This is a genomic window from Macromonas nakdongensis, assembly GCF_002837145.1.
GTDB classification, from domain to species: Bacteria; Pseudomonadota; Gammaproteobacteria; order Burkholderiales; family Burkholderiaceae_C; genus Macromonas_B; species Macromonas_B nakdongensis.
Genome location: NZ_NWMV01000086.1, coordinates 35,255 through 55,504 on the forward strand (window position 1 = coordinate 35,255; position 20,250 = coordinate 55,504).

Here is a 20,250-nt window from a genome sequence, read left to right on the forward strand (position 1 = left end):
AAAGTCCTTGTCACTTGAGGCCCACGGTCTCGACCAGGGTGTAGGGCTCGGTCCCCAGGTCGGACACCAAGCCGGCTTCGTCCAGGCTGAAGCGCACCAGGGTGCGCTCGGCCCCTTTGGCCGGGATGCGCACCTGCCCGGTGTAGACGATGTCGGCCTGAGGGTTGACCTTGACCACCGCCACCGACACGTCCACCGGCTGCTGGTCGCGGCTGTCGTAGTAGTGGGCGTTGACCACGTACTCGCCCGGCATCAAGCCGCGCAGGGTGGCGATCTCCTGGCGGATGGGGTTGGTGATTTCGCGCCCGTTGACGATGACGGTGTTGTTCTTGGCGCCGCGGTCGTCGCGGTCCAGGTGCATCAGGCCGGCGTCGCGCTGGCGGAACCACAGCACATTGCCCTGTGGGTCGCGCACCCAGGTGTCCACGTCGTTCGGGTTGTTGTCTGGCCAGGACACGGTGATGATGAACTCGGCCTTGGCCGGGATGTCGCCCTTTTTGCGCGCCTGGGGGTTGAAGGCCAGCATCGCGATCACGAAACAGAACACGAACGCGATCAGGATGTTGAACAGCATGTCGTAGAACGGGTCGGCCTCGGTGTCGCGGGCCGGTCTGCCGATGGCCATGGTTCAGCCCCCGCGCTGGTGCTCGCCCAGAGCCAGGATGTCGGCCACCAGGGCGTCGGCGTGGCGGTCCAGGCGCATCAATTGCAGGCCCAGCAGGATGTTGCCGGCCAGTCCGGTCATGGTGGTCAGCAGGGCGATGCCCAGGCCACCGGTCAGGCTTTTGAGCAATTGGGTGGACTGGCTGGGGTCGAAGTTCTGCATCTGGCCCAGTTCTAGCGCGAGGATGGAAAACCCGATCACCTTGCCCAGCAAGCCCAGCTTGAGCTGGATGCCGTTGAACCACCAGGCCATCTCGTGCGGGCCGTGGCTGGCTTCGGTGAGCAGGTCGCGCGCCACGCCCACGTCGGTGCCGCGCTGGCGCACCGCCTCCAGGTAGGTGTGGGCCCAGCGCCGGTCGATCGGGGCACCGGTCTGCCCCACCCGGCCGGCCGCCCCATCCGCAGGGCGGAGGGCAGCGGCATCCACGGCGGTGTCACCCGCGGCCGGCAAAGGCGCCGACCAGGCCAGCAAGGCCTCGCGCTGCCGCCCCAGGTGCCAGGCGCGCGCGCCCACCCAGCCGGTACACACCGCGAACAGCAGCAGGATGGCCAGGGTCAACCCGGTGGGGTCGGCACGCAACAGCATGGCCCACACGCCTTTTTCGTACAGCAACACAGCCCCCGCGGTCAACAACCCCACGTAAGCCGCCCACAGCAGGAACAGACCTTGCGGCCCCTGCTCCAGCCCCCAGGCCGGGCGCTGGAACCAGGGCAGGCGCCGCACCAGCCAGGCGCCGAACATGGCCTGGTGGGCAAAGGCGGGGCGGCGCAACGGCATCACCCCTTCGCGGAACAGACCGTCGCTTCGCCACCGGCGCGCAGCAGAGCCCGGGCCTCGGTGTCGTTGCGGAACACGATGGGCTGCGTGGGCACGGCCGAGGCGTTGCGCACGATCTGCACCACCTTCTCGTGGTCCGGCGACTTGCCGCACACCGGGTCGGCCGCGGCCGCGTCGCCGGCCAGCAGGTAGGCCTGGCAGCGGCAGCCACCAAAGTCTTTTTCCTTCTCGTCGCAGCTGCGGCAGGGCTCTTGCATCCAGTCGTAGCCACGGAAGTGGTTGAAGGCGCCGCTGCCGTGCCAGATGTCGTGCAGGGGCAGGTCGCGCACGTTGGGCAGTTGCAGCCCGGGCAGGTTGCCGGCGTTGTGGCAGGGCATGGCGGTGCCGTCGGGCGCGATGGACAGGAACACCTTGCCCCAGCCGTTCATGCAGGCCTTGGGGCGCTCCTCGAAGTAGTCGGGCACCACGAACAGCACCCGGCAACGGTTGCCGATCTCCGCACGGTAGCGGTTGACCACCGCCTCGGCCTCCACCAGCTGCTCGCGCGTGGGCAGCAGGTGCTGGCGGTTGTGCAGGGCCCAGCCGTAGTACTGGGTGTTGGCCAGCTCCAGGTACTCGGCGCCCAGGTCCAGCGCCATGTCGATGATCTTACCGACGTGTGGCAGGTTGTGCCGGTGCAGCACGCAGTTCATCACCATCGGCCAGTCGTAGGCCTTGATGAGTGCCGCCACCTTCTTCTTGAGCTCGAAGGTCTTGGTGTGGCTCAGAAAGTCGTTGAGTTCGCGGGTGGAGTCCTGGAAGGAGAGCTGGATGTGGTCCAGCCCGGCCTCCTTCAGGCGGCGGGCGCGGCTGTCGTTCAGGCCGACGCCGGAGGTGATGAGGTTGGTGTAGAAGCCCAGGCGGTGGGCCTCGGCCACCAGCTCTTCCAGGTCGTCGCGCACCAGCGGCTCACCGCCCGAGAAACCCAGTTGCGCCGCGCCCATGGCGCGGGCCTGGCGCAGCACGTCCACCCACTCGGCGGTGGTCAGCTCGCGGTCGTAGCGCGGGTAGTCGGTGGGGTTGTAACAGAACACACAGTGCAGCGGGCACTTGTAGGTCAGCTCGGCCAGCAGCCACAGCGGCGGGCCGGCCGTCACCGGGGCGGTGGCCGGGGCCGGCGGCGTCAGCGTCTCAGTCGATCCAGCCACGGCGCTGCCCCTCCTGCACCAGGGCCGCGACCTGCTCGCGGATGCCCTGCACGTTGAACAAGGATTGCAGCTCGTCAACGATGTCGTCGAAGTGCCTGCGGCCGTCGCAGCGGCGCAAAATTTCGGCGGCGCTGGCGTTGAGCTGCACCATGCCTTCGGGATACAGCAGCACCCAGGCGTTTTGCGCGCTTTCGAACTGCAGCCGGAACAGGCGCGAGAGCCTGGGGTGCGCCGGCAGGGCATCGCCCGGCGGGGTGGCGCTGGCGGAGGTGGCGTCGCTCATGGTTGGCAGGCTTTTTCGATGGCGTCGAGCATGCTCCACAGCACGTCGAGCTTGAACTGCAGGATGTCGAGGGCGCGCATCTGGGCCACACGGGTGCCGAAATGGTCCAGCGTGACCTGCAGGCCGTGCTCCACGTCGCGGCTGGCCAGCGGGATGCGGCTGCGGAAGTACTGCAGGCCGTCGGCGTCGATCCACGGGTAGTGGCCGGGCCAGGTGGCCAGCCGGTCTTTGTGGATCTGCGGCGCGAACATCTCGGTCAGAGACGAGCACACCGCCTCCTGCCAGGGCGAGTTGGCGGCGAAGTGCACGTAGGCGTCGCAGGCGAAGCGCACGCCGGGGGCCACGCGCTGCAGCGACCACAGTTCCTCGCGCGGGATGCCCACGGCCTCGCCCAGGCGGGTCCAGGCCTCGATACCACCGGCGGCCGAGCCTTCGTAGTCGCCGTAGCCGTCGTGGTCCAGGATGCGCTCGATCCACTTGCGGCGGTGCTCGCGGTCGGGCATGTTGGCCAGGATGGCGGCGTCTTTGCGCGGGATGCAGATCTGGTAATAAAAGCGGTTGGCCACCCAGGCGCGGATTTCGTCGGGGCTGCACTGGCCGCCGTTCAGGCGCACGTTGAAGGGGTGGTGGATGTGGTAACCGGCGCCTTTGGCGCGCAACTGGCGTTCGAACTCGGCGCGGTCCCAGGCCGGGGCTTGCAGGTCGGCGGCACTCGGCACGCGCAGGGAGGGGGTCAGGGCGGTGCTCACAGGGTGATCTCCAGGCCGTCGAACGCCACTTCAATGCCGTGCGCCGTCAGCTCGGCGCGCTCGGCCGAGTCTTCGCGCAGGATGGGGTTGGTGTTGTTGATGTGGATCAGCACCTTGCGGGTGCTGGCCGGCAGGGCGTCGAGCACCTCGATCATGCCGCCCGGACCGCTCTGCGGCAGGTGGCCCATGACGGCGGCGGGCTTTTTCGACAGGCCCAGGCGGATCATCTCGTCCTCGGTCCAGAAGGTGCCGTCCACCAGCACCACGTCGGCACTGGCCATGGCGGCCTGCACCTGGGGCTCGATCTGGCCCAGGCCAGGAGCGTAGAACAAGCGCCGGCCATTCTTGCGGTTGACGAACAGCAGGCCGATGTTGTCGCCCACGCGCGGTTTGCCGCGGAAGGGCGAGTACGGCGGCGGCTGGCTGGTCAGGGGCACGGGCAGCACGTCCACGCCGGCCAGGAAAGGCAGGTCCAACGGGGTGCCGTTGAGGGCGATGGGCCGGGTGTCCAGACCGCAGTAAAAGGACAGCATGCGGGTCAGCGGGAAGCCGTCGCCCAAATCGCTCAGCACCTCGGGCGTGGCGTACAGGGGCAGCGGGGTGCCGCGCTCGCGCAGCATCAGCAGGCCGGTGGTGTGGTCGATCTGCGCGTCGATCAGCAGCACGGCGGCGATGCCGCTGTCGCGCACCTGGCGCGCGGGCTGCAGCTCGGGGTGTTCGCGGACTTGCTGCAGCACCTCGGGCGACGCGTTGACCAGCAGCCAGTCCACGCCATTGACGCTGACGGCCACCGACGACTGGGTGCGCGCCCGGGCCTGGATGGTGCCGGCGCGCAGGCCGGCGCAATTCGGGCAGTTGCAGTTCCACTGCGGAAAACCGCCTCCGGCGGACGACCCCAAAACCTTCAAACGCATGGATGGCACTCTCGAAAAAAACAGGCGCACCCGGCTCAACGCCGCATGCGCCTGCCTGGAACCCGGTCCGCCTCAGCGCGGACCGACGGGTTTCAGCGGTTGGCGATGTACATCGTGATTTCGAAACCGAAACGCAGATCGGTGAAGCTCGGGGTGGTCCATTGCATGGGGTATCTCCTGTGTGTGGTTGGGTGGTAAGCTGACACAACGAGGTGCCAACTTGAGCACCATCATGCAATATAAATGCCACACCGTGTGACCTCACCCCCCCGGATTTACCCTAGCCTCTCCGGCGATCGCGTACTCCCCTTGGGCGCGGGGCTCGGCATGGCCTACCGGGTGCAGGGGCCCGTCACCGGCCAGCCCTGGCTGGTGCTGCACGGCGGTCCCGGCAGTGGCGGCAACCCAGGGCTGCTCCAACCGTTCGACCCCGCACGGCACCGCGCCATCCTGCCCGACCAGCGCGGCAGCGGCCGTTCGCGTCCCCGCGGCAGCACCCGCCGCAACACCCTGGACACCCTGGTGGGCGACCTCGAAGCCCTGCGCCACCACCTGGGTGTGGTCCGTTGGAGCGTACTGGGTGGCTCCTGGGGAGCCACCTTGGCCCTGCGCTACGCGGCCCGGCACCCCGAGGCGGTTGAACACCTGGTGCTGCGCGGCACTTTTGACGCCCAGCCACGCACGGTGCAGCGCCTGTTTCGGCGCTTTGCCCCCCCTGCACCGGGGTTTCAGGCCAGCCCCAGACACCGAACGCCGCTGCACCGGCTGTCACAACTGCTCCAACATGGAACAATGTCTGTGACACACCGGCGTACCTTGACACAGTGGAACCGGATGGAAGCCCTGACCGCCGCGCACGGCGCCCGGCGCGCCTGGCGGCACAGCCCCACGGCCGCAGCACGCGCACCGCAACACCGCCACTGGGCCGGCCTGCAGCGCCAGTCGCGGCGCCCCACAGACTGGCGCACCGGGCAGGCACTGGCGGCCAAATTCCGTATCCAGGCCCATTTTCTGCTCCGACACTGCGGCATGCGTCCGGGCGACTGGTCGCGGCAACTCCAGCGCATCGCCCAGGCCGGCATCCCCTGCGACTTCATCCATGGCCAGCACGATGCGGTCTGCCCACCGCACACCAGCCGGGAGGCCCACCGACAGATGAACCAGATCCGCCCCGGCATTGCCCGGCTGCACCACACCTGCGCCGGACACCTGGGCACCGACCCGGACAACGCGCGCGCGCTGCGCGACCGCGTGCACGCCCTGCTGCCACCCACTGCCCCATGAGTCACCTACGCCCTGCCCGCCCCAGCGGCCGGCTCTGGCTGACGGCCTGGGCCCTGGCCTGCGGTCTCGCGGCACCGGCCTGGGCCGCCGCCCACTGCCCGAACGCCCAGCCCTTGCAAGCCACGGCCCCCGGGGTCTGGGTTTGGGAGGGCCAGGCTGCCGACATCGCGCCCCAGAACCGGGGGCACGTGGTCAGCAACGTCGTGCTCATCGCCCCCGCCGGCCTGGGCGCGGCCCCCACGGTGACCGTGGTGGACCCCGGCCCCAGCCTGTTGCATGGGCAGGCGCTGGCCCAGGCGGTGCGCTGCCAGTGGGGAACCGGGGTGTCGCGGGTGCTCAACAGCCACGCCCACGCCGAAAACGTGTTGGGCAACAGCGCCTTTGCGTCATCACCTTCGGACCTCCACCCCGCCAACCTGTGGGCCACCGAAGACACCCGGCAGGCCATGGCCCAGCGCTGCCCGGGCTGCCTCGAACACATCACCCAGACCGCGGGCGCCGACGCCCTGCGCGGCACCCACATCGTTTTGCCCACGCACACCCTGGCGCCCGGCCAGACCCTGCGCCTGACCGACCGCCCCTGGATGGCCCTGGAACTGCGCGACGCCCACACCCACAGCGACCTGGCGCTGTGGCAAGCCGACACACGGGTGCTGATCGCCGCCGGTCTGGTCTACCGCGACCGCCTCCCCGAACTGGCCCAGGGCACGGTCCAGGGGTGGATCGCCGCACTGGATCAGCTCACGGCCCTGCGGCCGCGCACCGTGATCGGCCAGAGCGTGGGCGGAATCGACACTTTGCACGCCACCCGCCAATACCTGTGCGAGCTGACGCAGGCGGTGTGGTCGGCCATGGACCGCGGCTGGTCGGCCAGCGAAGCCGAATCGCTGGCCCTGCCCGCTTACGCCCATTGGGCCGGCTACGCCCAGCGCCAGGGCTTCAACGCGCAGCGCGCCTGGCGCGAACTCGAGCCCTGGTGGATTGAAGGGCGCAAGCCGCCCGCCTGTTCAGGCCCAGACGTCGGGAGGTAGCTGGTCTTTCTTGCGGTAGATGGTGTTGCGCGACACGCCCAGCGCTTTGGCTGCCGCCGACACATTGCCGTGGCAGCGCCGCAGCGCATCGGCCATGGCCTGCAGGGTCATGTCCTCCAGCTTGGCCGCAGCACCCCGGGCGCTCGGCGCGGCGCGGTCCGCGTCGGCCACCGCCTGCGGCACCGGATGGCCGCCGGCATGCGGCAGGGGCACGACCGGCGCCGCCAAGGGCACGGCCTGCGACCAGCCCCCGTCCACCGAACTCTCTTCGGTCGGTGGCGCCATCACCTCGTCCAGAAAATCGTCCGGCAAGTGCGACACCTCGATGCAGCCCTCGCAACCCACCATGGCCACCGCGGTGCGCATCAGGTTGTGCAACTGGCGGAAGTTGCCCGGCCAGGGGTAGCGCTTGAACAGGGCCATCACCTCGGGCGAAATGTCGATCTGGTTGCCCCGCTCGCACAGCGAGGCGAGGATCTTGCGGGCCACCACCTCGAAGTCGGTGCGCACGCGCAAGGCCGGCAGGCGTACCACCAGGCCGTTGAGGCGGTAGTACAGGTCTTCGCGGAACTGCCCGCGGGCGATCAGCTCCTTCAGGTTCCGGTTGGTGGCACAGATGATGGTGAGGTCGACCTCGTATTCCTTGTTCGAACCCAGGGGGTTGACCCGCCGCTCCTGCAACACCCGCAGCAGGCGGGCCTGCAACTGCGTCGGCATGTCGCCAATTTCGTCCAGAAACAGCGTCCCGCCGTTGGCCTGCTGGATCTTGCCCACCGACCCCTTGCGCCGGGCGCCGGTGAAAGCCCCTTCCTCGTAGCCAAACAGCTCCGACTCGATCAGGGTTTCGGGGATGGAGGCGCAGTTGACCGACACGAAAGGCCGCTCCGCGCGGTCGGAATCGTTGTGGATGGCCTGGGCCAAAATGTCCTTGCCCGTGCCCGTCTCCCCCAGGATCATGATGGGAATGTCGCGCCCCTGCACCAGCTGCAGCTTGCGCAACACCGCGGACACCTGTGGGTCACCCGTGTCCAGGTAATGCAAGCCCGACAGACCCGCCCGCGAGGCCAGCCGTCCCACCGGGGTGACCGGCGCCACCGGGGCCGTGGCCACGCTCGGCTTTTCCCAGCGGCGGTTCGGGCTGCTCACCTCCTCCACGACCGACTCGGGGCTCGGGGCCGGGGTCGCAGCCACCTGGAAACCGGGGGTCAGCCACTGGTTGACCTGACGCAACCGGGCCTGGCACCAGACCGACACGCCGTTGTGCAGACACAGCAGCACGGGTTTGCCGGCCGAGCCGCGCAGGCGGTCAAAGAACTGCGAGATCGCCTGGCCGAACAGCGACGAGAACGTGTGTGCCCGCAGGCTGTTGACCGACTGCCCCAACTGAAACTGGGCGCTGCGGTTGGCCGACAGGAAACGCCCGTCCTGGCTGAACACCACGATGCCTTCGACCAAGGTGCCCAGGAATTCGGAGCGCGAATGGAAGTGGATGCGCACCGCGTCCGGGAACACGTTGGCGAACATGTGGTTTTCGATCATCTGCGCCGACATCCGCACCAGCGCCATGGTGTGGTGGTGGTAGCTGCGTTCGTCGCCGGTCACGTCCAGCGCCCCCACCACTTTGCCGTAGGGGTCGAAGATCGGGGTGCAGGAGCAGGCCAGGAACTGGTTGGCGAACAGGTAATGGTCGCGGCCATGGACCACGATGGGCTGCTCTTCGGCCAGCGCGGTGCCGACGGCGTTGGTGCCCTTGCTCTTTTCCGACCAGTCGACCCCGGGCATCAGCGCCACCTGGGCGGCTTTTTCCAGAAAATCGCTGTCGCCCAGGGAATGCAGGATCAGGCCGCTGCTGTCGGTCAGCGCCACCATGCTGTGGGTGTTGGCGATCTGCTCGTACATGGTTTCCATCACCGGCGCCGCGTGCTGGTAGAGGAAACGGTTGGCGTCCAGGGCCTCGTGGAAATGGCGCTTGGGCACGCTGGAAAAATCGGGCCGGTCGGCGCTGTTCAGGCCAAAATTGCGGCTGCGCACGTGCGCTTCACCGATCACGGCCTGGTATTTCGGGCTGCTGGGCAAACAAGACCACCCACCAGAACCGGCGTCCACCAGCGCTTGGGGCTGTGTCAAAGGCATGTTGTCGTCTCCTGTGGTTCCGGCCACCCACCCCCAGTCGCCGGCCACCGCTGCATCAAAGTCGGCCGCCAGGGACTTGCCCCCGTCGATTGCCGGCCCGTTTTTGTCGTTTCCTTGCGTCATATTGTCGTTTTCTTCGTGTGTGCCATCAATACATGCAAAGACTTCGCCAGTGCAGGAAAACCCTCGGTTCGGCCCAATTGCGCCCCACTGGAACACCCCACACCGCCCAAAACGGACAAGATCCACCACGCATGCTCCATACTGGAACACTTCGTGTCCCCATGGAGCAGCCGGATGGCCCGCACCTGCGCAATCGCGGCGGTGGCACAGGGGGCAAGCTCGGTGGCACGCATATTGCCCTGTTGGGTGCGATTCAAAACCCAGGAGACTTTGTCCATGCACCCCATCCACACCTTCCGCCCCACCCTGCACCGTGCCGCCGCCGCGTTGGCCCTGGCTTTCGCCGCCGCCGGCGCCTTCGCCCATGGCGATGTCGTGCCCCAGGCGGTGGACACCAGCACCCTGCCGCAACTCGGCAGCAAATGGCTGGACAGCAACCCATACAGCACCGGCCCTGCCCAGAAAGAGGCGCTGCGCATCGGCACCTCCGCCTACAACCAGAACTGCGCCCGCTGCCACGGCCTGGAGGCGATTTCCGGCGGCATAGCTCCCGACCTGCGCAAGTTCGACGGTGACTGCACCGGCCTGGCCGACGCCGACAAAAAGGCCGCCTGCTTCAAGGAAATGGACGATTTCTTCCTGGCCACCGTGCGCCGTGGCCGCACCCGCGACGGCCGCGTCTACATGCCCCCGTTCGAAAGCACGCTGAGCCAGGAAGCGATCTGGGCGATCCGCACCTACCTGGAAACCCGCCGCACCAACGACTGACGACACACAGGGCCACACGGCCCTGGCGCGCCACCACAGGCGCGCACCCGGACACGCACAAACACAAAAGGAGACACGCATGACCGCCCACACCCCCACCCCGAACAGCCACGTCGGCGCCGGACTGCCCCGCCGCAGCCTGCTGGCCGCCTTGCCGCTGGCCCTGGCCGCGCCCTGGCTGCCGGCCCATGCCACCGAACTGCAGGACTTGGACAAGATCCGCGCCAGCGGGGCCCTGAAAGTGGCCGTGTACAAGGACAACGCCCCCTACTCCGGCGGCTCGGCCAACGAACCCACCGGCCTGGACGTGGGCTTGGCTCGGGCCCTGGCCCGTGAGCTCAACCTGCAACTCAACCTGTTGCCGTTCGACGCGGGCGAAAAAATGAACGACGACCTGCGCAACATGGTCTGGCGCGGGCACTACCTGGGTTATGGTCCGGCCGATGTGATGCTGCACGTGCCGGTGGACAAATACTTGATCAACCAGAACCGCCAGACCCTGATCTTCGCGCCCTATGCGCGCGAGGTGCTGACCGTGTTCCACCGTCTGGACAAGCTCAGCGGCATCCGCAGCGGCGACGACCTGCAGAGCCACACCCTGGGCGCCGAGCGCGGCAGCGGCGCGGCCAGCATCCTGATGGGTTACCGCGGCGGCATGTTGCGCAGCCAGGTCCGCATCTTCGACAGCGGCATCGACGCGGCGCAGGCCGTGCTCAAGGGCGAGATCGAGGCGGCCTACGTCACCCGCGCACAGGCCGAATCTGCCCTCTTCACGGCCAAGGTCGAGCGGGCCGCCTTCGGCCTGACCGAACTCGGCCTGCCCGGCCTGGCCGACAACGGCTGGCCCATCGGCATGGCCGTCAAGGTAGAAAACAAGGCCCTGGCCCTGGCCCTGGAAGCCGCGCTGCAGCGGCTGCGCGACAAGGGCGAACTGCTCGCCCTGTTCCGCGAACACGGTCTGACGATGGTCACACCCTGAGGCAGGCGACCGCGGCGCGGGGGCCTCTCAGCCCCCGCCACGCTGCATGTACAGGTCGAAGCGCTTCATGAAAGCGTAGCGCTGATCGGCCGACAGGCCTTCAAAGCGGAATTCCACCTGCAAGCGCGGCATGCGCATGAGCGCGATGACGCGCGGCGGCAGTTCGGCCCAGCGCAGCCGCAGCCCTCCCGTGCCGATCTGCACCTGCGCCTCCTCGGCGCCCAGCGTCCAGGCATGCGGCCCCACGGCTTCGGGCAACCAGCCCAGCCACTCCCGCGGGGTGCAGCCCATGTCGCGCACGAAGTGCTCTGCGTAGGCCGACTGCATGATGGGTGCCCGGCTCAGCCGCCGGCGATGGGTGGCCAGATGGCCAGCACATCGCCGTCGGTCAGGGCACGGTCGGCCCGCGCCTCGGGCGGCACAAAGTGGCCATTGATCAGCACCAGGTGCACCAGCTTGGGCGGCAGGGCGTGGGCCTCGATCACCTGGCTCACGGTGGTACCGGGCGCCAGGTCCAGCGCGATCTGGTTGTAGCGGGCGGCGGGCGGCAAGTAGTCGCCCAGCGTGGCAAACAGCTTGAAGGTGATCTGCATAGTCCCCCAGCTCAACGGCGGCGGGCGTCGCCGGCCCCGCTCCACTGGCCTTGCGCCTGAGCCGTCGCCAGGTAGGCCTTCATCAGCTGCGTCGGGTCTTCCTTGAGCTTGTCTTTCCACTCGCCCAGTTTGACTTTGCCTTCCACCAGGCCGCGCATCACGCCCACGTGGTCGGTCCAACCCACGCTGTTGCAGCCCACCATCACGTCGCCCTGGAACTGCAGGCTGAGCACCTTGTGGTGCGCCGGGTCCAGCAGCTCCACCTGCTCGCCGCCGGGCACGCCCTGCCAGTTGCCAAAGCTGGTGGAAATCAGGCCCAGCGTGTCGAGCACGTTGATCTGCGTCACGCCCTTGAGCTCGGCGCGCTTGCCCACCATGTTCATGGCGGCCACATAGGCCTGGTCCGCCGCGTTCGGCTGGATGGCGCTGACAATGGTTTTGCCGCTGACCTTGTCGAAGGCCTCGGCGCAGTCACCGGCGGCGTAAATGCCGGGCACGTTGGTCTGCATGTGCTCGTCGGTCAACACCCCCTGCAGGCAGGTGATGCCGGAGTTTTCGAGGTAGCCGATGGCCGGGCGCACCCCGGTGGCGCTGATGATCAGGTCGGCCTCGATCGTCTGCCCGGTGGACAGACGCACCCGCAGCGGCCGGTCGGCGGCCAGCGCGGCACCAGCCAGGCCCACGGCCTGCGCCAGCTTGCCCAAAATGCCGGTGGCCGGCTCGGGCGCGCGCTCAATGGCTTCCACCCGGGCGCCGGTGAACACGCGCACGCCCTTGGCCTCGCACCACTCGCGGATCATGCCGCCGGCGGCCGGGCCCATCATGCGCGGCACCATGCGGTCGCCCATTTCCACCACGGTCAGGTCCACGCCACGCTGCTTGAGGGCCTCCATGATGATGCAGCCGATGAAGCCCGCGCCCATCTGCAACACGCGGGCGCCGGGCTGGGCCAGCTTGGCGATTTCGCGCGCGTTCTCCAACGTCCAGCAAGGGTGGATGCCGGGCAGGTCCATGCCCGGAATCGGCGGGCGAACGGGGTGCGAGCCGGTAGCGATCAGCAGCTTGTCGAAGGACAGGGTCTGGCCGTCGTCCAGCGCCACGGTTTTGGCCGCGGCGTCCACCCGGGTCACGCGGGCGCGCACCTGGTCGATGCGCCGCTCGGTAAAGTGGCTGGCGCCCTTGCGCAGGTAGGTGCCGCGCTCGTCGATGTTGCCGATCAGCAGGTAGGGGATCGCCATGCGCGAGTACGGCGGCTCGGGCTCGTCGCCGACCAGGGTGATGCGGTCGTGCGGCGCGTGCTTGCGGATGGTTTCGGCCGCGATCACGCCGGCCGGGCCGGCGCCGAGGATGAGGTGATGGGTCATGGGCAATGGGCTCCGCGGACAATGAAAAAAGGGGTGGACAGGCGCGCGGCCTGAACCACCCCGGCCCTGTGCGCGCCAGGGGTGGCGCGGTCACAGGCGGTTCGGATCACAGACCCAGGCGGGCCTTGGTGTCGGCGGTCGGGCGGCCTTCGGTGTCCCAGCCACGCACCGCGTAGTACTTGGGCAACATCTCGGGCAACTTGTTCACCAGGCCTTTGGCCGGGCCGGTCTGGGCCGGCTCGTTCAGCAGGCGCGGCGGCAGGTTGTCGTCCTTGGCGGTGAAGCCGGCGGCGTTGTTGAACTCGCGCTCCATGTTCCAGATGCGCTCACCGATCTTTTCCAGCTCCTCGGTGGTGTACTCGTCGCCACAGGCGGCGGCCACTTGCGGTGCCACATCGGCCAGGCCCCAAGCAAAGCTGGTGAAAATACAGATGCCGGCCGAGTCGAAGGCGGCGGTCGCGTCTTGGAAGGCTTTGACCAGTTCCGGCTTGCCGTCGGCGGTCAGCGGGTCGGTCTTGACCGGGATGCCCAGCACCTCGGAGGCCACGGTGTAGCTGCGCAGGTGGCAGGCGCCGCGGTTGGAGGTGGCGTAGGTCAGGCCCATGCCCTGGATGCCGCGCGAGTCGTAGGCCGGGAATTCCTGGCCCTTGACGCTCATGGACAGCTCGGGATGGCCGTACTTCTCGCACAGGCGCTTGGAGCCCCGGCCGATCTCTACGCCAAAACCCACGCCGTTGGCGGTCATGTCGGCCAGTTCGCATAGCGCCTGGGCCGAGCCGAACGGCGCCTCGATGCCGATCTGCTCCTTGGTGAGCACGCCCATCTCGTACAGCTCCATCACCGCGCCGATGGTAGCGCCGAAGCTGATCGGGTCCATGCCCTGCTCGTTGCAAATGGTGTTGGCGTACTGCAGCGCTTCCAAGTCGTTCACGCCGTTGGCCGCGCCCAGCGCCCAGGCCGCTTCGTACTCCAGACCGCCGGTGGCACCCCAGTACTGCGGCTTGTTCTGCACGCTGAAGTGGTTCTGGTCGATCTTGCTGATGCGGCCGCACGCAATGGTGCAACCGAAGCAGGCCTGGTTGGTCACCAGCTGGGCCTTGCCGTCGCTCGCGCGCGGCGTGGCCATGGCTTCGGCGGAAATGTCCTTGGCGCCTTCGAACTGGGTGTCACGGTGGTTGCGCGTGGGCAGCGCGCCGATCTCGTTGATCACGTTCATCAGCACCTGGGTGCCGTAGGTGGGCAGGCCCTGGCCGGTCACCGCGTTCTCGGCCAGGATCTTCTTCTTCTCGAAGGTGGCTTTCATGAAGGCCTTCGGGTCCTTCACATTGCCCACGCCCTTGGTGCCGCGCACCGCGATCGCCTTCAGGTTCTTGCTGCCAGCCACGGCGCCCACGCCGGAACGGCCGGCCGCGCGGTGCAGGTCGTTGACGATGGCCGCGTACAGCACCTGGTTCTCACCGGCCAGGCCGATGGAGGAGATGCGCAGCAGCGGGTCCTGCAGGCTGGTCTTGAGGATTTCCTCGGTGTCCCACACCGACTTGCCCCAGAGGTGCGAGGCGTCGCGCAGTTCGACCTGGTCGTCGTTAATGTAGAGGTAGACCGGCTTCGGGCTGGCGCCTTCGAAGATCACCATGTCCCAACCGGCCGATTTGAACTCGGCGCCCCAGTAGCCGCCCGAGTTGGAGCAGGCGATGGCGCCGGTCAGCGGCCCTTTGGTGATGACGGTGTAGCGGCCACCGGTGGAGGCCATGGTGCCGGTCAGCGGGCCGGTGGCCCAGATGATTTTGTTTTCAGGCGACAACGGATCGACTTTGGGGTCGACCTCTTCGACCAGGTATTTGCTGCCCAGGCCACGCGAGCCCAGGTAAGCGTGCGCCCACTGCATGTTCAGCGGTTCGCGTTGGATGGTGCCGTTCGTCAGGTTGACGCGGAGGATTTTTCCAGCCCAGGACATGTTCTTGCTCCTTACCCGATCAGGCCGCGGCCTGGTTGCCCAATTTGTCGGCCCACTGCTTCATCTTGTCCATGCCGGTCCAGTTGGCATCGATGAAGGTGATGGCCCCGGTCGGGCAGGCTTCGGCACAGGCCGGTTCGCCGCCGCACAGGTCGCACTTCTGCACCTTGCCGGTTTCCTGCACGTAGTTCACCGTGCCGAAGGGGCAGGCGATGGTGCAGACCTTGCAGCCGACACAGGTGGTTTCGCTCACCACCTTGGCCCCGGTGACTTTGTCCACCGTGATGGCCTCGACCGGGCAGGCGTGCAAGCACCAGGCCTCGTCGCACTGGGTGCAGGTGTAGGGCACCTTCTTGCCGGTGTGGTGGAAATCGAACACCTTGATGCGCGACTTGGACGTCGCGTAGGTGCCGTAATTTTCGAAGGAACAGGCCATTTCGCACTGCAGGCAGCCGGTGCATTTGTCCGGGTTGATGTGCAGAACTTTCTGCATGGAGCTTCTCCTGTTGGGGTGGGGGCACGGCCACCTATGCACAGCCGTACTTATGAACACGTTTGCATGGCGATTGTTAAAGCAGCCCGGGCGTTTGGGTTCAGGGAAATCCCTAGGACGCCCGCACCCGACGCACTTATTCTCAAATTGAAACACTGCTTTAATGGCGAAAACACGGCAACATGCGGGCCTGCCGCCCGCGCCACCGCCCACACCCATGCACACCGGACTGCCCGCCCCCGCCTCGCCCACCCCCCAGGACCGACTGGCCGGCATCGAACGCGCCCGCCAGGCCCTTCTGGAACGCGCACCGGGCGAGCCCGCTCCCTGGCTGCCTCCGTGGATCGGACGTTCCTGGCGGCGTTGCCTGGACCTGGGCCTGCAGCCGCAGCAGCGCGTGCAGTTCGAGGCGGTGTCGGCCCCCGCCGTCAAGCGCGCCATCGAAGCCAACCAGTCGTTGCTGCGCGCGGCCGCCCCGGTGATCCGCTCGCTGGCACGCGCCATGGCCGACACCCGTTACTTCGCCATCCTGACCGACGCGCAGGGCGTGGTGATCGACGTCAACGGCCCGATCGACCGGCAGGACCCGAGTGCCAGTGCCATCGCCCGGGTGGGGGTGAACCTCTCGGAGCAGGCGGTGGGCACCACCGCCATTGGCGCCACGCTGGCCGAGGGGCTGCCGGTGTGGCTGCACCGGGGCGAGCACTTCTTCGACGACACCAGCGTCTACAGTTGCGCCGGGGCCCCGCTGTTCGGCCCCGACGGCCAGTGCATCGGCATGCTCGACCTCACCGGCATCCACGTGCCGGAACGCCCCGCCCTCAAGCACCTGGTGACCCAGTCGGCGCGCAGCATCGAAAACGCGCTCACGCTGGCGCAGCCACACCACCTGCTGCTGCGCCTGAACTGGCCCGGCCGGGTGCTGGGGGAGGACAGCGACGGCCTGGTCGGCCTGGACGCAGACGGCCGCATCACCGCGGCCAACCGCGCGGCCATCGACATGCTCAACCTGGTGCCCGGCCAGGACTGGCCGCACGCCTGCGACGTGTTCGCGGTGCCCACCGGGGCCCTGTTCGACGCCGCCCGGCAGCAGCGGGGCGCGGTGGAGCAGCCGCTGTGGTGCGGGCTGCGGCTGCAGGTGCTGGCCCAGCCCAGCGGGGTGCAGGACGGGGGGGCCTCGATCCACCCCGCCAGCAACTACGGCGTGCCGCTGAAACAGGTGGAATCCGCCCTGATCCGCAAGGCGGTGGAGGATGCCCAGGGCAATGTGGCCGAGGCCGCGCGGGCGCTCGGCATCAGCCGGGCCACGGTGTACCGCAAGCTGGAACGCCGCTGAAGCGGCGACCCTCAGGCCTCAGGCCTGCCGTTCCAGCGCTGCCAGTTCCTCGGCCGTGAACACGCGCGAGCGGGTGTGAAAGGCCTTGCCCTCCGGCCCTTCGAGCGAGAAGGTGCCGCCATGGCCCTCGATCACGTCGATGATGAGCTGGGTGTGGCGCCAGTACTCGTACTGCGCCTTGCCGATGTAGAAAGGGCAGCCACCGATGTCGCCCAGGTACACGTCGCCGGCACCGGTGGTGATTTCGCCCAGCAGGTAGCAGTTGGCCGCGCTGTTGTCGCAGCAGCCCCCGCTCTGGTGGAACATGAGACCGGGGCCGTGCTTGGCCTTGAGAAATTCGATGAGTTCGACCGCGGCCGGCGTGGCGATGACTTTATCGACCATGGTGGTGTCTCCTGCTTGTGTTGGTGGGCACGCGCTGCCTCGTGACATTCACGCACCCAGTAGCGCAACAACCGGGCCGGGCCATCGCCGATTTCTGGTACCCCAGCATGAGGCGATGGCCCGGCCCGGGTGTTGCGCGGAGTCACGCCAAAGAGACATGACTCCACCAGCCAAGGATCAGAAGAAGCCCAGCTTCTGCTCGCTGTAGCTGACCAGCAGGTTCTTGGTCTGCTGGTAGTGGTCGAGCATCATCTTGTGGGTTTCGCGGCCGATGCCGGACTCCTTGTAGCCACCGAAGGCGGCGTGCGCGGGGTAGGCGTGGTAGCAGTTGGTCCACACGCGGCCGGCCTTGATGGCGCGGCCCATGCGGTAGGCCACGTTGCCATTGCGGCTCCACACGCCGGCGCCCAGGCCGTACAGCGTGTCGTTGGCAATGGCCAGCGCCTCGGCCTCGTCCTTGAAGGTGGTCACGGCCAGCACCGGGCCGAAGATTTCTTCCTGGAAGATGCGCATCTTGTTGTGGCCCTTGAACAGCGTCGGCTGCACGTAGTAGCCGCCTTCCAGGTCGCCGCCCAGGTGGGCCTGGCCGCCGCCGGCCAGCACTTGCGCGCCTTCCTGCTTGCCCAGGTCCAGGTAGGACAGGATCTTGGTCAGCTGCTCTTTGGACGCCTGGGCGCCCATCATGCTGTCGGTGTCCAGCGGGTTGCCGTGCTGGATGGCGGCCACGCGCTGCAGCACGCGCTCCATGAACTTGTCGTAGATGCTTTCCTGGATCAGGGCGCGCGACGGGCAGGTGCAGACCTCGCCCTGGTTGAAGGCGAACAGCACCAGGCCTTCGATGGCCTTGTCGAGGAAGCCGTCGTCCTTGTCCATCACGTCGGCGAAGAAGATGTTGGGCGACTTGCCACCCAGTTCCAGCGTGGCCGGGATCAGGTTGTTGGCGGCGGCCTGGGCGATCACACGGCCCGTGGTGGTGGAGCCGGTGAAGGCGATCTTGGCGATGCGCTTGCTGGTAGCCAGCGGCATGCCGGCTTCGCGGCCGAACCCGTTGACGATGTTCAGCACGCCCGGGGGCAGCAGGTCGGCGATCAGCTCGGCCAGGATCAGGATGGAAATGGGGGTGGACTCGGCGGGCTTGAGCACCACGCAGTTGCCGGCGCCCAGGGCGGGGGCCAGCTTCCAAGCCGCCATCAGGATGGGGAAGTTCCAGGGAATGATCTGGCCCACCACGCCCAGCGGCTCGTGGATGTGATAGGCCATGGTGTTCTCGTCAATCTCGCTGATGCCGCCTTCCTGGGCGCGCACGCAACCGGCGAAGTAACGGAAGTGGTCCACGGTCAGCGGAATGTCGGCGTTCAGCGTTTCGCGGATGGCTTTGCCGTTGTCCACGGTTTCGGCGTAGGCCAGCAGTTCCAGGTTCTGTTCGATGCGGTCGGCGATCTTGAGCAGGATGTTGGCGCGGGTGGCGGCATCGGTCTTGCCCCACTGGTCGGCGGCGGCGTGGGCGGCGTCCAGGGCCAGTTCGATGTCCTGGGCACCCGAGCGGGCGGCACGGGTGTAAACCTGACCGGTGACCGGGGTGATCACGTCGAAGTACTGACCTTCCACGGGCGGCACGAACTTGCCACCGATGAAGTTGTCGTACTGGGCTTTGTAGGCGATCTTGGCACCGGCAGCACCGGGGGCGGCGTAAAGCATGTTGTCTTCCTCTGTGAAGTTGTCAAAAACGTGGAACAAGGCCTGTTCGGCCCAGAACCCTCAACAACTTCCATGCCACCGCGTTTTGCCACCGAAACCACGGCTCCCCCAGGCCTTTGGAACAGATTTCAGGGGGCTGGTGTACCGCACCGCTCTGTTTTGGTACGGCAAATTCATGCATATGTTGCGCCGCGATGCAACGGCAGCAACGTGCATAAGGGAATACCCACCACCAAAATCAAAGGCCTGCCACAGCACGCTGCGGCAGGCCTGGGCAGGGGGTATCGGGTGGCGTCAGGGTTTGGCGTTCGGGAAGAACAATGGTTCGCCCCCGATCTTGTACGACGCGATGGCCGACTGTCCGGCCGGACCGGTCACCCAGTCGACGAACTTCTGGCCCTCGGCGGTTTTCACCTGGGGGTGCTTGGCGGCGCTCACCAGCATCACACCGTACTGGTTGAACAGACGCTGATCGCCCTCGACCAGCACCGCCAGGTCGGCGCGGTTCTTGAAGTTCAACCAGGTGCCACGGTCGGCCAGGACGTAGGCCCCGCTGGAGGCGGCGATGTTGAGCGCCGGGCCCATGCCGCAGCCACAGGCCTTGTAGCCACCGCCCATATTGCTTTCGTTGCCCGCCATTTTCCAGAACCGCAGTTCGGCCGCGTGGGTGCCGCTCTTGTCGCCGCGCGACACGAAGGGGGCATTGGCCTGCGCCAGCTTCTTCAGGGCCGCCACGATGTCCTTGCCCTGGGTCTGCGCCGGGTCGCCCTTGGGGCCGATGAGCACGAAGTCGTTGTACATCACGTCCTGGCGCTTGGCGGCAAAGCCTTCGGCCACGAACTTTTCCTCGGCCACCTTGTCGTGCACGAACAGCACGTCGGCGTCGCCGCGGCGCGCCATGTCGATGGCCTGTCCCGTGCCCAGCGCCACCACCTTGACGTCGATGCCGCTGGCCTGTTTGAACATCGGCAGCACGTGGCCGAACAGCCCGGACTGTTCGGTGGACGTGGTGGACGCGACCACGATGGACTGGGCCTGGGCCCCGAACGACAGCACCCACACGCCGGCGGCGAACCAGCCCGGCTTGAACCATTTCGACCACATCAGAGCTCTCCTTTGCAAAAAGCCAACGCCGAGGGGGACACCCGCTCCAGCACGGCGTCGTTGAAAAAATCGTGAACCGGCAAATCGGCCAGCAAGCGGCCCGCTTCGAGGTACAACACCCGCGTGGCCAGCCGCTTGACCTGGCCCAGGTTGTGGCTGCTGAACACCAGGGTGGTGCCAGCGGCGGCGGCGAATTCGGCGATGAGGGCTTCGACCTCCTTCTTCGCCTTCGGGTCCAGGCTGGCAGTGGGCTCGTCCAGCAGCCAGACCTCGGGGTTTTGCGCCCAGGCCCGGGCCAGCGCCAGGCGTTGCTGCTGACCGCCCGACAGGGCCCGCCCGCTGCGCTGGGCCAGACCGTCCAGCCCCACCCGGCGCAGCGCCTCTTCGGCCACGGCCCGGCTGGCACGCCAGGTCGAGCCGCGCCAGCACACG

23 protein-coding genes are annotated in these 20,250 nt (G+C 67.6%); 5 read left to right on the top strand and 18 right to left on the bottom strand.

The genetic code is table 11. The features are described 5' to 3' along the window. Window positions 1-10: 10 nt before the first annotated feature. The 7 genes from CON77_RS11490 to pqqA all read right to left on the bottom strand — a co-directional run bounded on the left by CON77_RS11490 (window position 11) and on the right by pqqA (window position 4,741). Window positions 11-625, bottom strand: coding sequence for a hypothetical protein (locus tag CON77_RS11490; RefSeq protein ID WP_101049270.1), 615 nt, complete (start codon window positions 623-625; stop codon window positions 11-13). A gap of 3 nt (window positions 626-628) precedes the next feature. Further along, complete coding sequence (locus CON77_RS11495; protein WP_232788514.1) at window positions 629-1,441, bottom strand: hypothetical protein; 813 nt, start codon at window positions 1,439-1,441, stop codon at window positions 629-631. Then, window positions 1,441-2,628: a pyrroloquinoline quinone biosynthesis protein PqqE gene (gene pqqE, locus CON77_RS11500; RefSeq protein ID WP_439650565.1), complete on the bottom strand. Its 1,188-nt coding sequence runs from the start codon at window positions 2,626-2,628 to the stop codon at window positions 1,441-1,443. Before pqqE ends, CON77_RS11495 begins: the two co-directional genes overlap by 1 nt. Further along, window positions 2,612-2,911: a pyrroloquinoline quinone biosynthesis peptide chaperone PqqD gene (pqqD, locus tag CON77_RS15580; RefSeq protein ID WP_232788515.1), complete on the bottom strand. Its 300-nt coding sequence runs from the start codon at window positions 2,909-2,911 to the stop codon at window positions 2,612-2,614. Before pqqD ends, pqqE begins: the two co-directional genes overlap by 17 nt. Next, complete coding sequence (gene pqqC, locus CON77_RS11505; protein ID WP_232788516.1) at window positions 2,908-3,660, bottom strand: pyrroloquinoline-quinone synthase PqqC; 753 nt, start codon at window positions 3,658-3,660, stop codon at window positions 2,908-2,910. The genes pqqD and pqqC overlap by 4 nt, the downstream gene beginning before the upstream one ends. Further along, on the bottom strand, window positions 3,657-4,574 hold the full coding sequence (gene pqqB, locus CON77_RS11510; RefSeq protein WP_101049272.1) for a pyrroloquinoline quinone biosynthesis protein PqqB: 918 nt from the start codon (window positions 4,572-4,574) through the stop codon (window positions 3,657-3,659). Before pqqB ends, pqqC begins: the two co-directional genes overlap by 4 nt. Before the next feature lie 92 nt (window positions 4,575-4,666). Then, window positions 4,667-4,741 carry a pyrroloquinoline quinone precursor peptide PqqA gene (gene pqqA, locus CON77_RS11515; protein ID WP_082876953.1) on the bottom strand — a complete coding sequence of 25 codons (75 nt, stop codon included), beginning with the start codon at window positions 4,739-4,741 and terminating at the stop codon, window positions 4,667-4,669. Window positions 4,742-4,901: 160 nt separating this feature from the next. Between pqqA and CON77_RS11520 the strand changes: the two genes are divergently transcribed. Both CON77_RS11520 and CON77_RS11525 read left to right on the top strand, forming a co-directional pair. Beyond that, window positions 4,902-5,858, top strand: a complete 957-nt coding sequence (locus tag CON77_RS11520; RefSeq protein WP_198552353.1) for an alpha/beta fold hydrolase — start codon at window positions 4,902-4,904, stop codon at window positions 5,856-5,858. Further along, on the top strand, window positions 5,855-6,889 hold the full coding sequence (locus CON77_RS11525) for an MBL fold metallo-hydrolase (RefSeq protein WP_101049274.1): 1,035 nt from the start codon (window positions 5,855-5,857) through the stop codon (window positions 6,887-6,889). Before CON77_RS11520 ends, CON77_RS11525 begins: the two co-directional genes overlap by 4 nt. On the opposite strand, the gene CON77_RS11530 is transcribed toward CON77_RS11525, so the two are convergent. Both CON77_RS11530 and CON77_RS15585 read right to left on the bottom strand, forming a co-directional pair. Then, complete coding sequence (locus CON77_RS11530; RefSeq protein WP_101049305.1) at window positions 6,866-9,022, bottom strand: sigma-54-dependent Fis family transcriptional regulator; 2,157 nt, start codon at window positions 9,020-9,022, stop codon at window positions 6,866-6,868. The genes CON77_RS11525 and CON77_RS11530 overlap by 24 nt on opposite strands. A gap of 119 nt (window positions 9,023-9,141) precedes the next feature. Next, window positions 9,142-9,423 carry a hypothetical protein gene (locus tag CON77_RS15585; protein ID WP_157826932.1) on the bottom strand — a complete coding sequence of 94 codons (282 nt, stop codon included), beginning with the start codon at window positions 9,421-9,423 and terminating at the stop codon, window positions 9,142-9,144. Here CON77_RS15585 and pedF point away from each other — a divergent pair. Together pedF and CON77_RS11540 are read left to right on the top strand one after the other, a co-directional pair. Continuing rightward, complete coding sequence (gene pedF / locus CON77_RS11535) at window positions 9,422-9,913, top strand: cytochrome c-550 PedF (protein ID WP_101049275.1); 492 nt, start codon at window positions 9,422-9,424, stop codon at window positions 9,911-9,913. The genes CON77_RS15585 and pedF overlap by 2 nt on opposite strands. A gap of 79 nt (window positions 9,914-9,992) precedes the next feature. Then, window positions 9,993-10,892 (top strand): substrate-binding periplasmic protein, encoded by a 900-nt coding sequence (locus tag CON77_RS11540; RefSeq protein WP_101049276.1) that lies wholly within the window; start codon window positions 9,993-9,995, stop codon window positions 10,890-10,892. A 27-nt stretch (window positions 10,893-10,919) separates the two neighbouring features. Here the strand turns inward: CON77_RS11540 and CON77_RS11545 are convergent, their stop codons facing one another. The 5 genes from CON77_RS11545 to CON77_RS11565 all read right to left on the bottom strand — a co-directional run bounded on the left by CON77_RS11545 (window position 10,920) and on the right by CON77_RS11565 (window position 15,296). Then, complete coding sequence (locus CON77_RS11545) at window positions 10,920-11,219, bottom strand: hypothetical protein (RefSeq protein ID WP_101049277.1); 300 nt, start codon at window positions 11,217-11,219, stop codon at window positions 10,920-10,922. A 14-nt stretch (window positions 11,220-11,233) separates the two neighbouring features. Beyond that, entirely contained in the window at window positions 11,234-11,485 is a 252-nt protein-coding gene (gene thiS / locus CON77_RS11550) for a sulfur carrier protein ThiS (protein WP_101049278.1), read from the bottom strand. 11 nt (window positions 11,486-11,496) lie between these two features. After that, window positions 11,497-12,849 carry an NAD(P)/FAD-dependent oxidoreductase gene (locus CON77_RS11555; RefSeq protein ID WP_101049279.1) on the bottom strand — a complete coding sequence of 451 codons (1,353 nt, stop codon included), beginning with the start codon at window positions 12,847-12,849 and terminating at the stop codon, window positions 11,497-11,499. 106 nt (window positions 12,850-12,955) lie between these two features. Next, on the bottom strand, window positions 12,956-14,803 hold the full coding sequence (locus CON77_RS11560; protein ID WP_101049280.1) for an aldehyde ferredoxin oxidoreductase family protein: 1,848 nt from the start codon (window positions 14,801-14,803) through the stop codon (window positions 12,956-12,958). A gap of 19 nt (window positions 14,804-14,822) precedes the next feature. Beyond that, the gene (locus CON77_RS11565) at window positions 14,823-15,296 is read right to left on the bottom strand and encodes a 4Fe-4S dicluster domain-containing protein (protein ID WP_101049281.1); all 474 of its coding nucleotides are present in this window, start codon (window positions 15,294-15,296) and stop codon (window positions 14,823-14,825) included. Between the two features lie 217 nt (window positions 15,297-15,513). On the opposite strand from CON77_RS11565, the gene CON77_RS11570 reads away from it, so the two are divergent. Next, window positions 15,514-16,632: a sigma-54-dependent Fis family transcriptional regulator gene (locus CON77_RS11570; protein ID WP_101049282.1), complete on the top strand. Its 1,119-nt coding sequence runs from the start codon at window positions 15,514-15,516 to the stop codon at window positions 16,630-16,632. An 18-nt stretch (window positions 16,633-16,650) separates the two neighbouring features. Here the strand turns inward: CON77_RS11570 and CON77_RS11575 are convergent, their stop codons facing one another. From CON77_RS11575 to CON77_RS11590, 4 genes are all read right to left on the bottom strand, one after another. Next, on the bottom strand, window positions 16,651-17,016 hold the full coding sequence (locus CON77_RS11575) for a DUF779 domain-containing protein (RefSeq protein ID WP_101049283.1): 366 nt from the start codon (window positions 17,014-17,016) through the stop codon (window positions 16,651-16,653). 177 nt (window positions 17,017-17,193) lie between these two features. Continuing rightward, on the bottom strand, window positions 17,194-18,714 hold the full coding sequence (exaC, locus tag CON77_RS11580; RefSeq protein ID WP_101049307.1) for an acetaldehyde dehydrogenase ExaC: 1,521 nt from the start codon (window positions 18,712-18,714) through the stop codon (window positions 17,194-17,196). A 294-nt stretch (window positions 18,715-19,008) separates the two neighbouring features. Continuing rightward, window positions 19,009-19,818: an ABC transporter substrate-binding protein gene (locus tag CON77_RS11585; protein WP_101049284.1), complete on the bottom strand. Its 810-nt coding sequence runs from the start codon at window positions 19,816-19,818 to the stop codon at window positions 19,009-19,011. Next, window positions 19,818-20,250 (bottom strand): ATP-binding cassette domain-containing protein (locus CON77_RS11590; RefSeq protein ID WP_157826933.1); only part of this gene is annotated, 433 nt, incomplete at its 5' end. The genes CON77_RS11590 and CON77_RS11585, both read right to left, overlap by 1 nt.

What these genes read in the sequence shown, in the direction of transcription:
- CON77_RS11520 (WP_198552353.1), top strand. Translation starts at nt 4,902, where the DNA reads ATGGCCTACCGGGTGCAGGGGCCCGTCACCGGCCAGCCCTGGCTGGTG.
- CON77_RS11495 (WP_232788514.1), bottom strand. Translation starts at nt 1,441, where the DNA reads ATGCCGTTGCGCCGCCCCGCCTTTGCCCACCAGGCCATGTTCGGCGCC.
- CON77_RS11530 (WP_101049305.1), bottom strand. Translation starts at nt 9,022, where the DNA reads ATGCCTTTGACACAGCCCCAAGCGCTGGTGGACGCCGGTTCTGGTGGG.
- thiS (WP_101049278.1), bottom strand. Translation starts at nt 11,485, where the DNA reads ATGCAGATCACCTTCAAGCTGTTTGCCACGCTGGGCGACTACTTGCCG.
- CON77_RS11565 (WP_101049281.1), bottom strand. Translation starts at nt 15,296, where the DNA reads ATGCAGAAAGTTCTGCACATCAACCCGGACAAATGCACCGGCTGCCTG.
- CON77_RS11545 (WP_101049277.1), bottom strand. Translation starts at nt 11,219, where the DNA reads ATGCAGTCGGCCTACGCAGAGCACTTCGTGCGCGACATGGGCTGCACC.
- CON77_RS11575 (WP_101049283.1), bottom strand. Translation starts at nt 17,016, where the DNA reads ATGGTCGATAAAGTCATCGCCACGCCGGCCGCGGTCGAACTCATCGAA.
- exaC (WP_101049307.1), bottom strand. Translation starts at nt 18,714, where the DNA reads ATGCTTTACGCCGCCCCCGGTGCTGCCGGTGCCAAGATCGCCTACAAA.
- CON77_RS11570 (WP_101049282.1), top strand. Translation starts at nt 15,514, where the DNA reads ATGCACACCGGACTGCCCGCCCCCGCCTCGCCCACCCCCCAGGACCGA.
- CON77_RS11525 (WP_101049274.1), top strand. Translation starts at nt 5,855, where the DNA reads ATGAGTCACCTACGCCCTGCCCGCCCCAGCGGCCGGCTCTGGCTGACG.
- CON77_RS11585 (WP_101049284.1), bottom strand. Translation starts at nt 19,818, where the DNA reads ATGTGGTCGAAATGGTTCAAGCCGGGCTGGTTCGCCGCCGGCGTGTGG.
- CON77_RS11555 (WP_101049279.1), bottom strand. Translation starts at nt 12,849, where the DNA reads ATGACCCATCACCTCATCCTCGGCGCCGGCCCGGCCGGCGTGATCGCG.
- CON77_RS11490 (WP_101049270.1), bottom strand. Translation starts at nt 625, where the DNA reads ATGGCCATCGGCAGACCGGCCCGCGACACCGAGGCCGACCCGTTCTAC.
- CON77_RS15585 (WP_157826932.1), bottom strand. Translation starts at nt 9,423, where the DNA reads ATGGACAAAGTCTCCTGGGTTTTGAATCGCACCCAACAGGGCAATATG.
- pqqD (WP_232788515.1), bottom strand. Translation starts at nt 2,911, where the DNA reads ATGAGCGACGCCACCTCCGCCAGCGCCACCCCGCCGGGCGATGCCCTG.
- pedF (WP_101049275.1), top strand. Translation starts at nt 9,422, where the DNA reads ATGCACCCCATCCACACCTTCCGCCCCACCCTGCACCGTGCCGCCGCC.
- CON77_RS11540 (WP_101049276.1), top strand. Translation starts at nt 9,993, where the DNA reads ATGACCGCCCACACCCCCACCCCGAACAGCCACGTCGGCGCCGGACTG.
- CON77_RS11560 (WP_101049280.1), bottom strand. Translation starts at nt 14,803, where the DNA reads ATGTCCTGGGCTGGAAAAATCCTCCGCGTCAACCTGACGAACGGCACC.
- pqqB (WP_101049272.1), bottom strand. Translation starts at nt 4,574, where the DNA reads ATGCGTTTGAAGGTTTTGGGGTCGTCCGCCGGAGGCGGTTTTCCGCAG.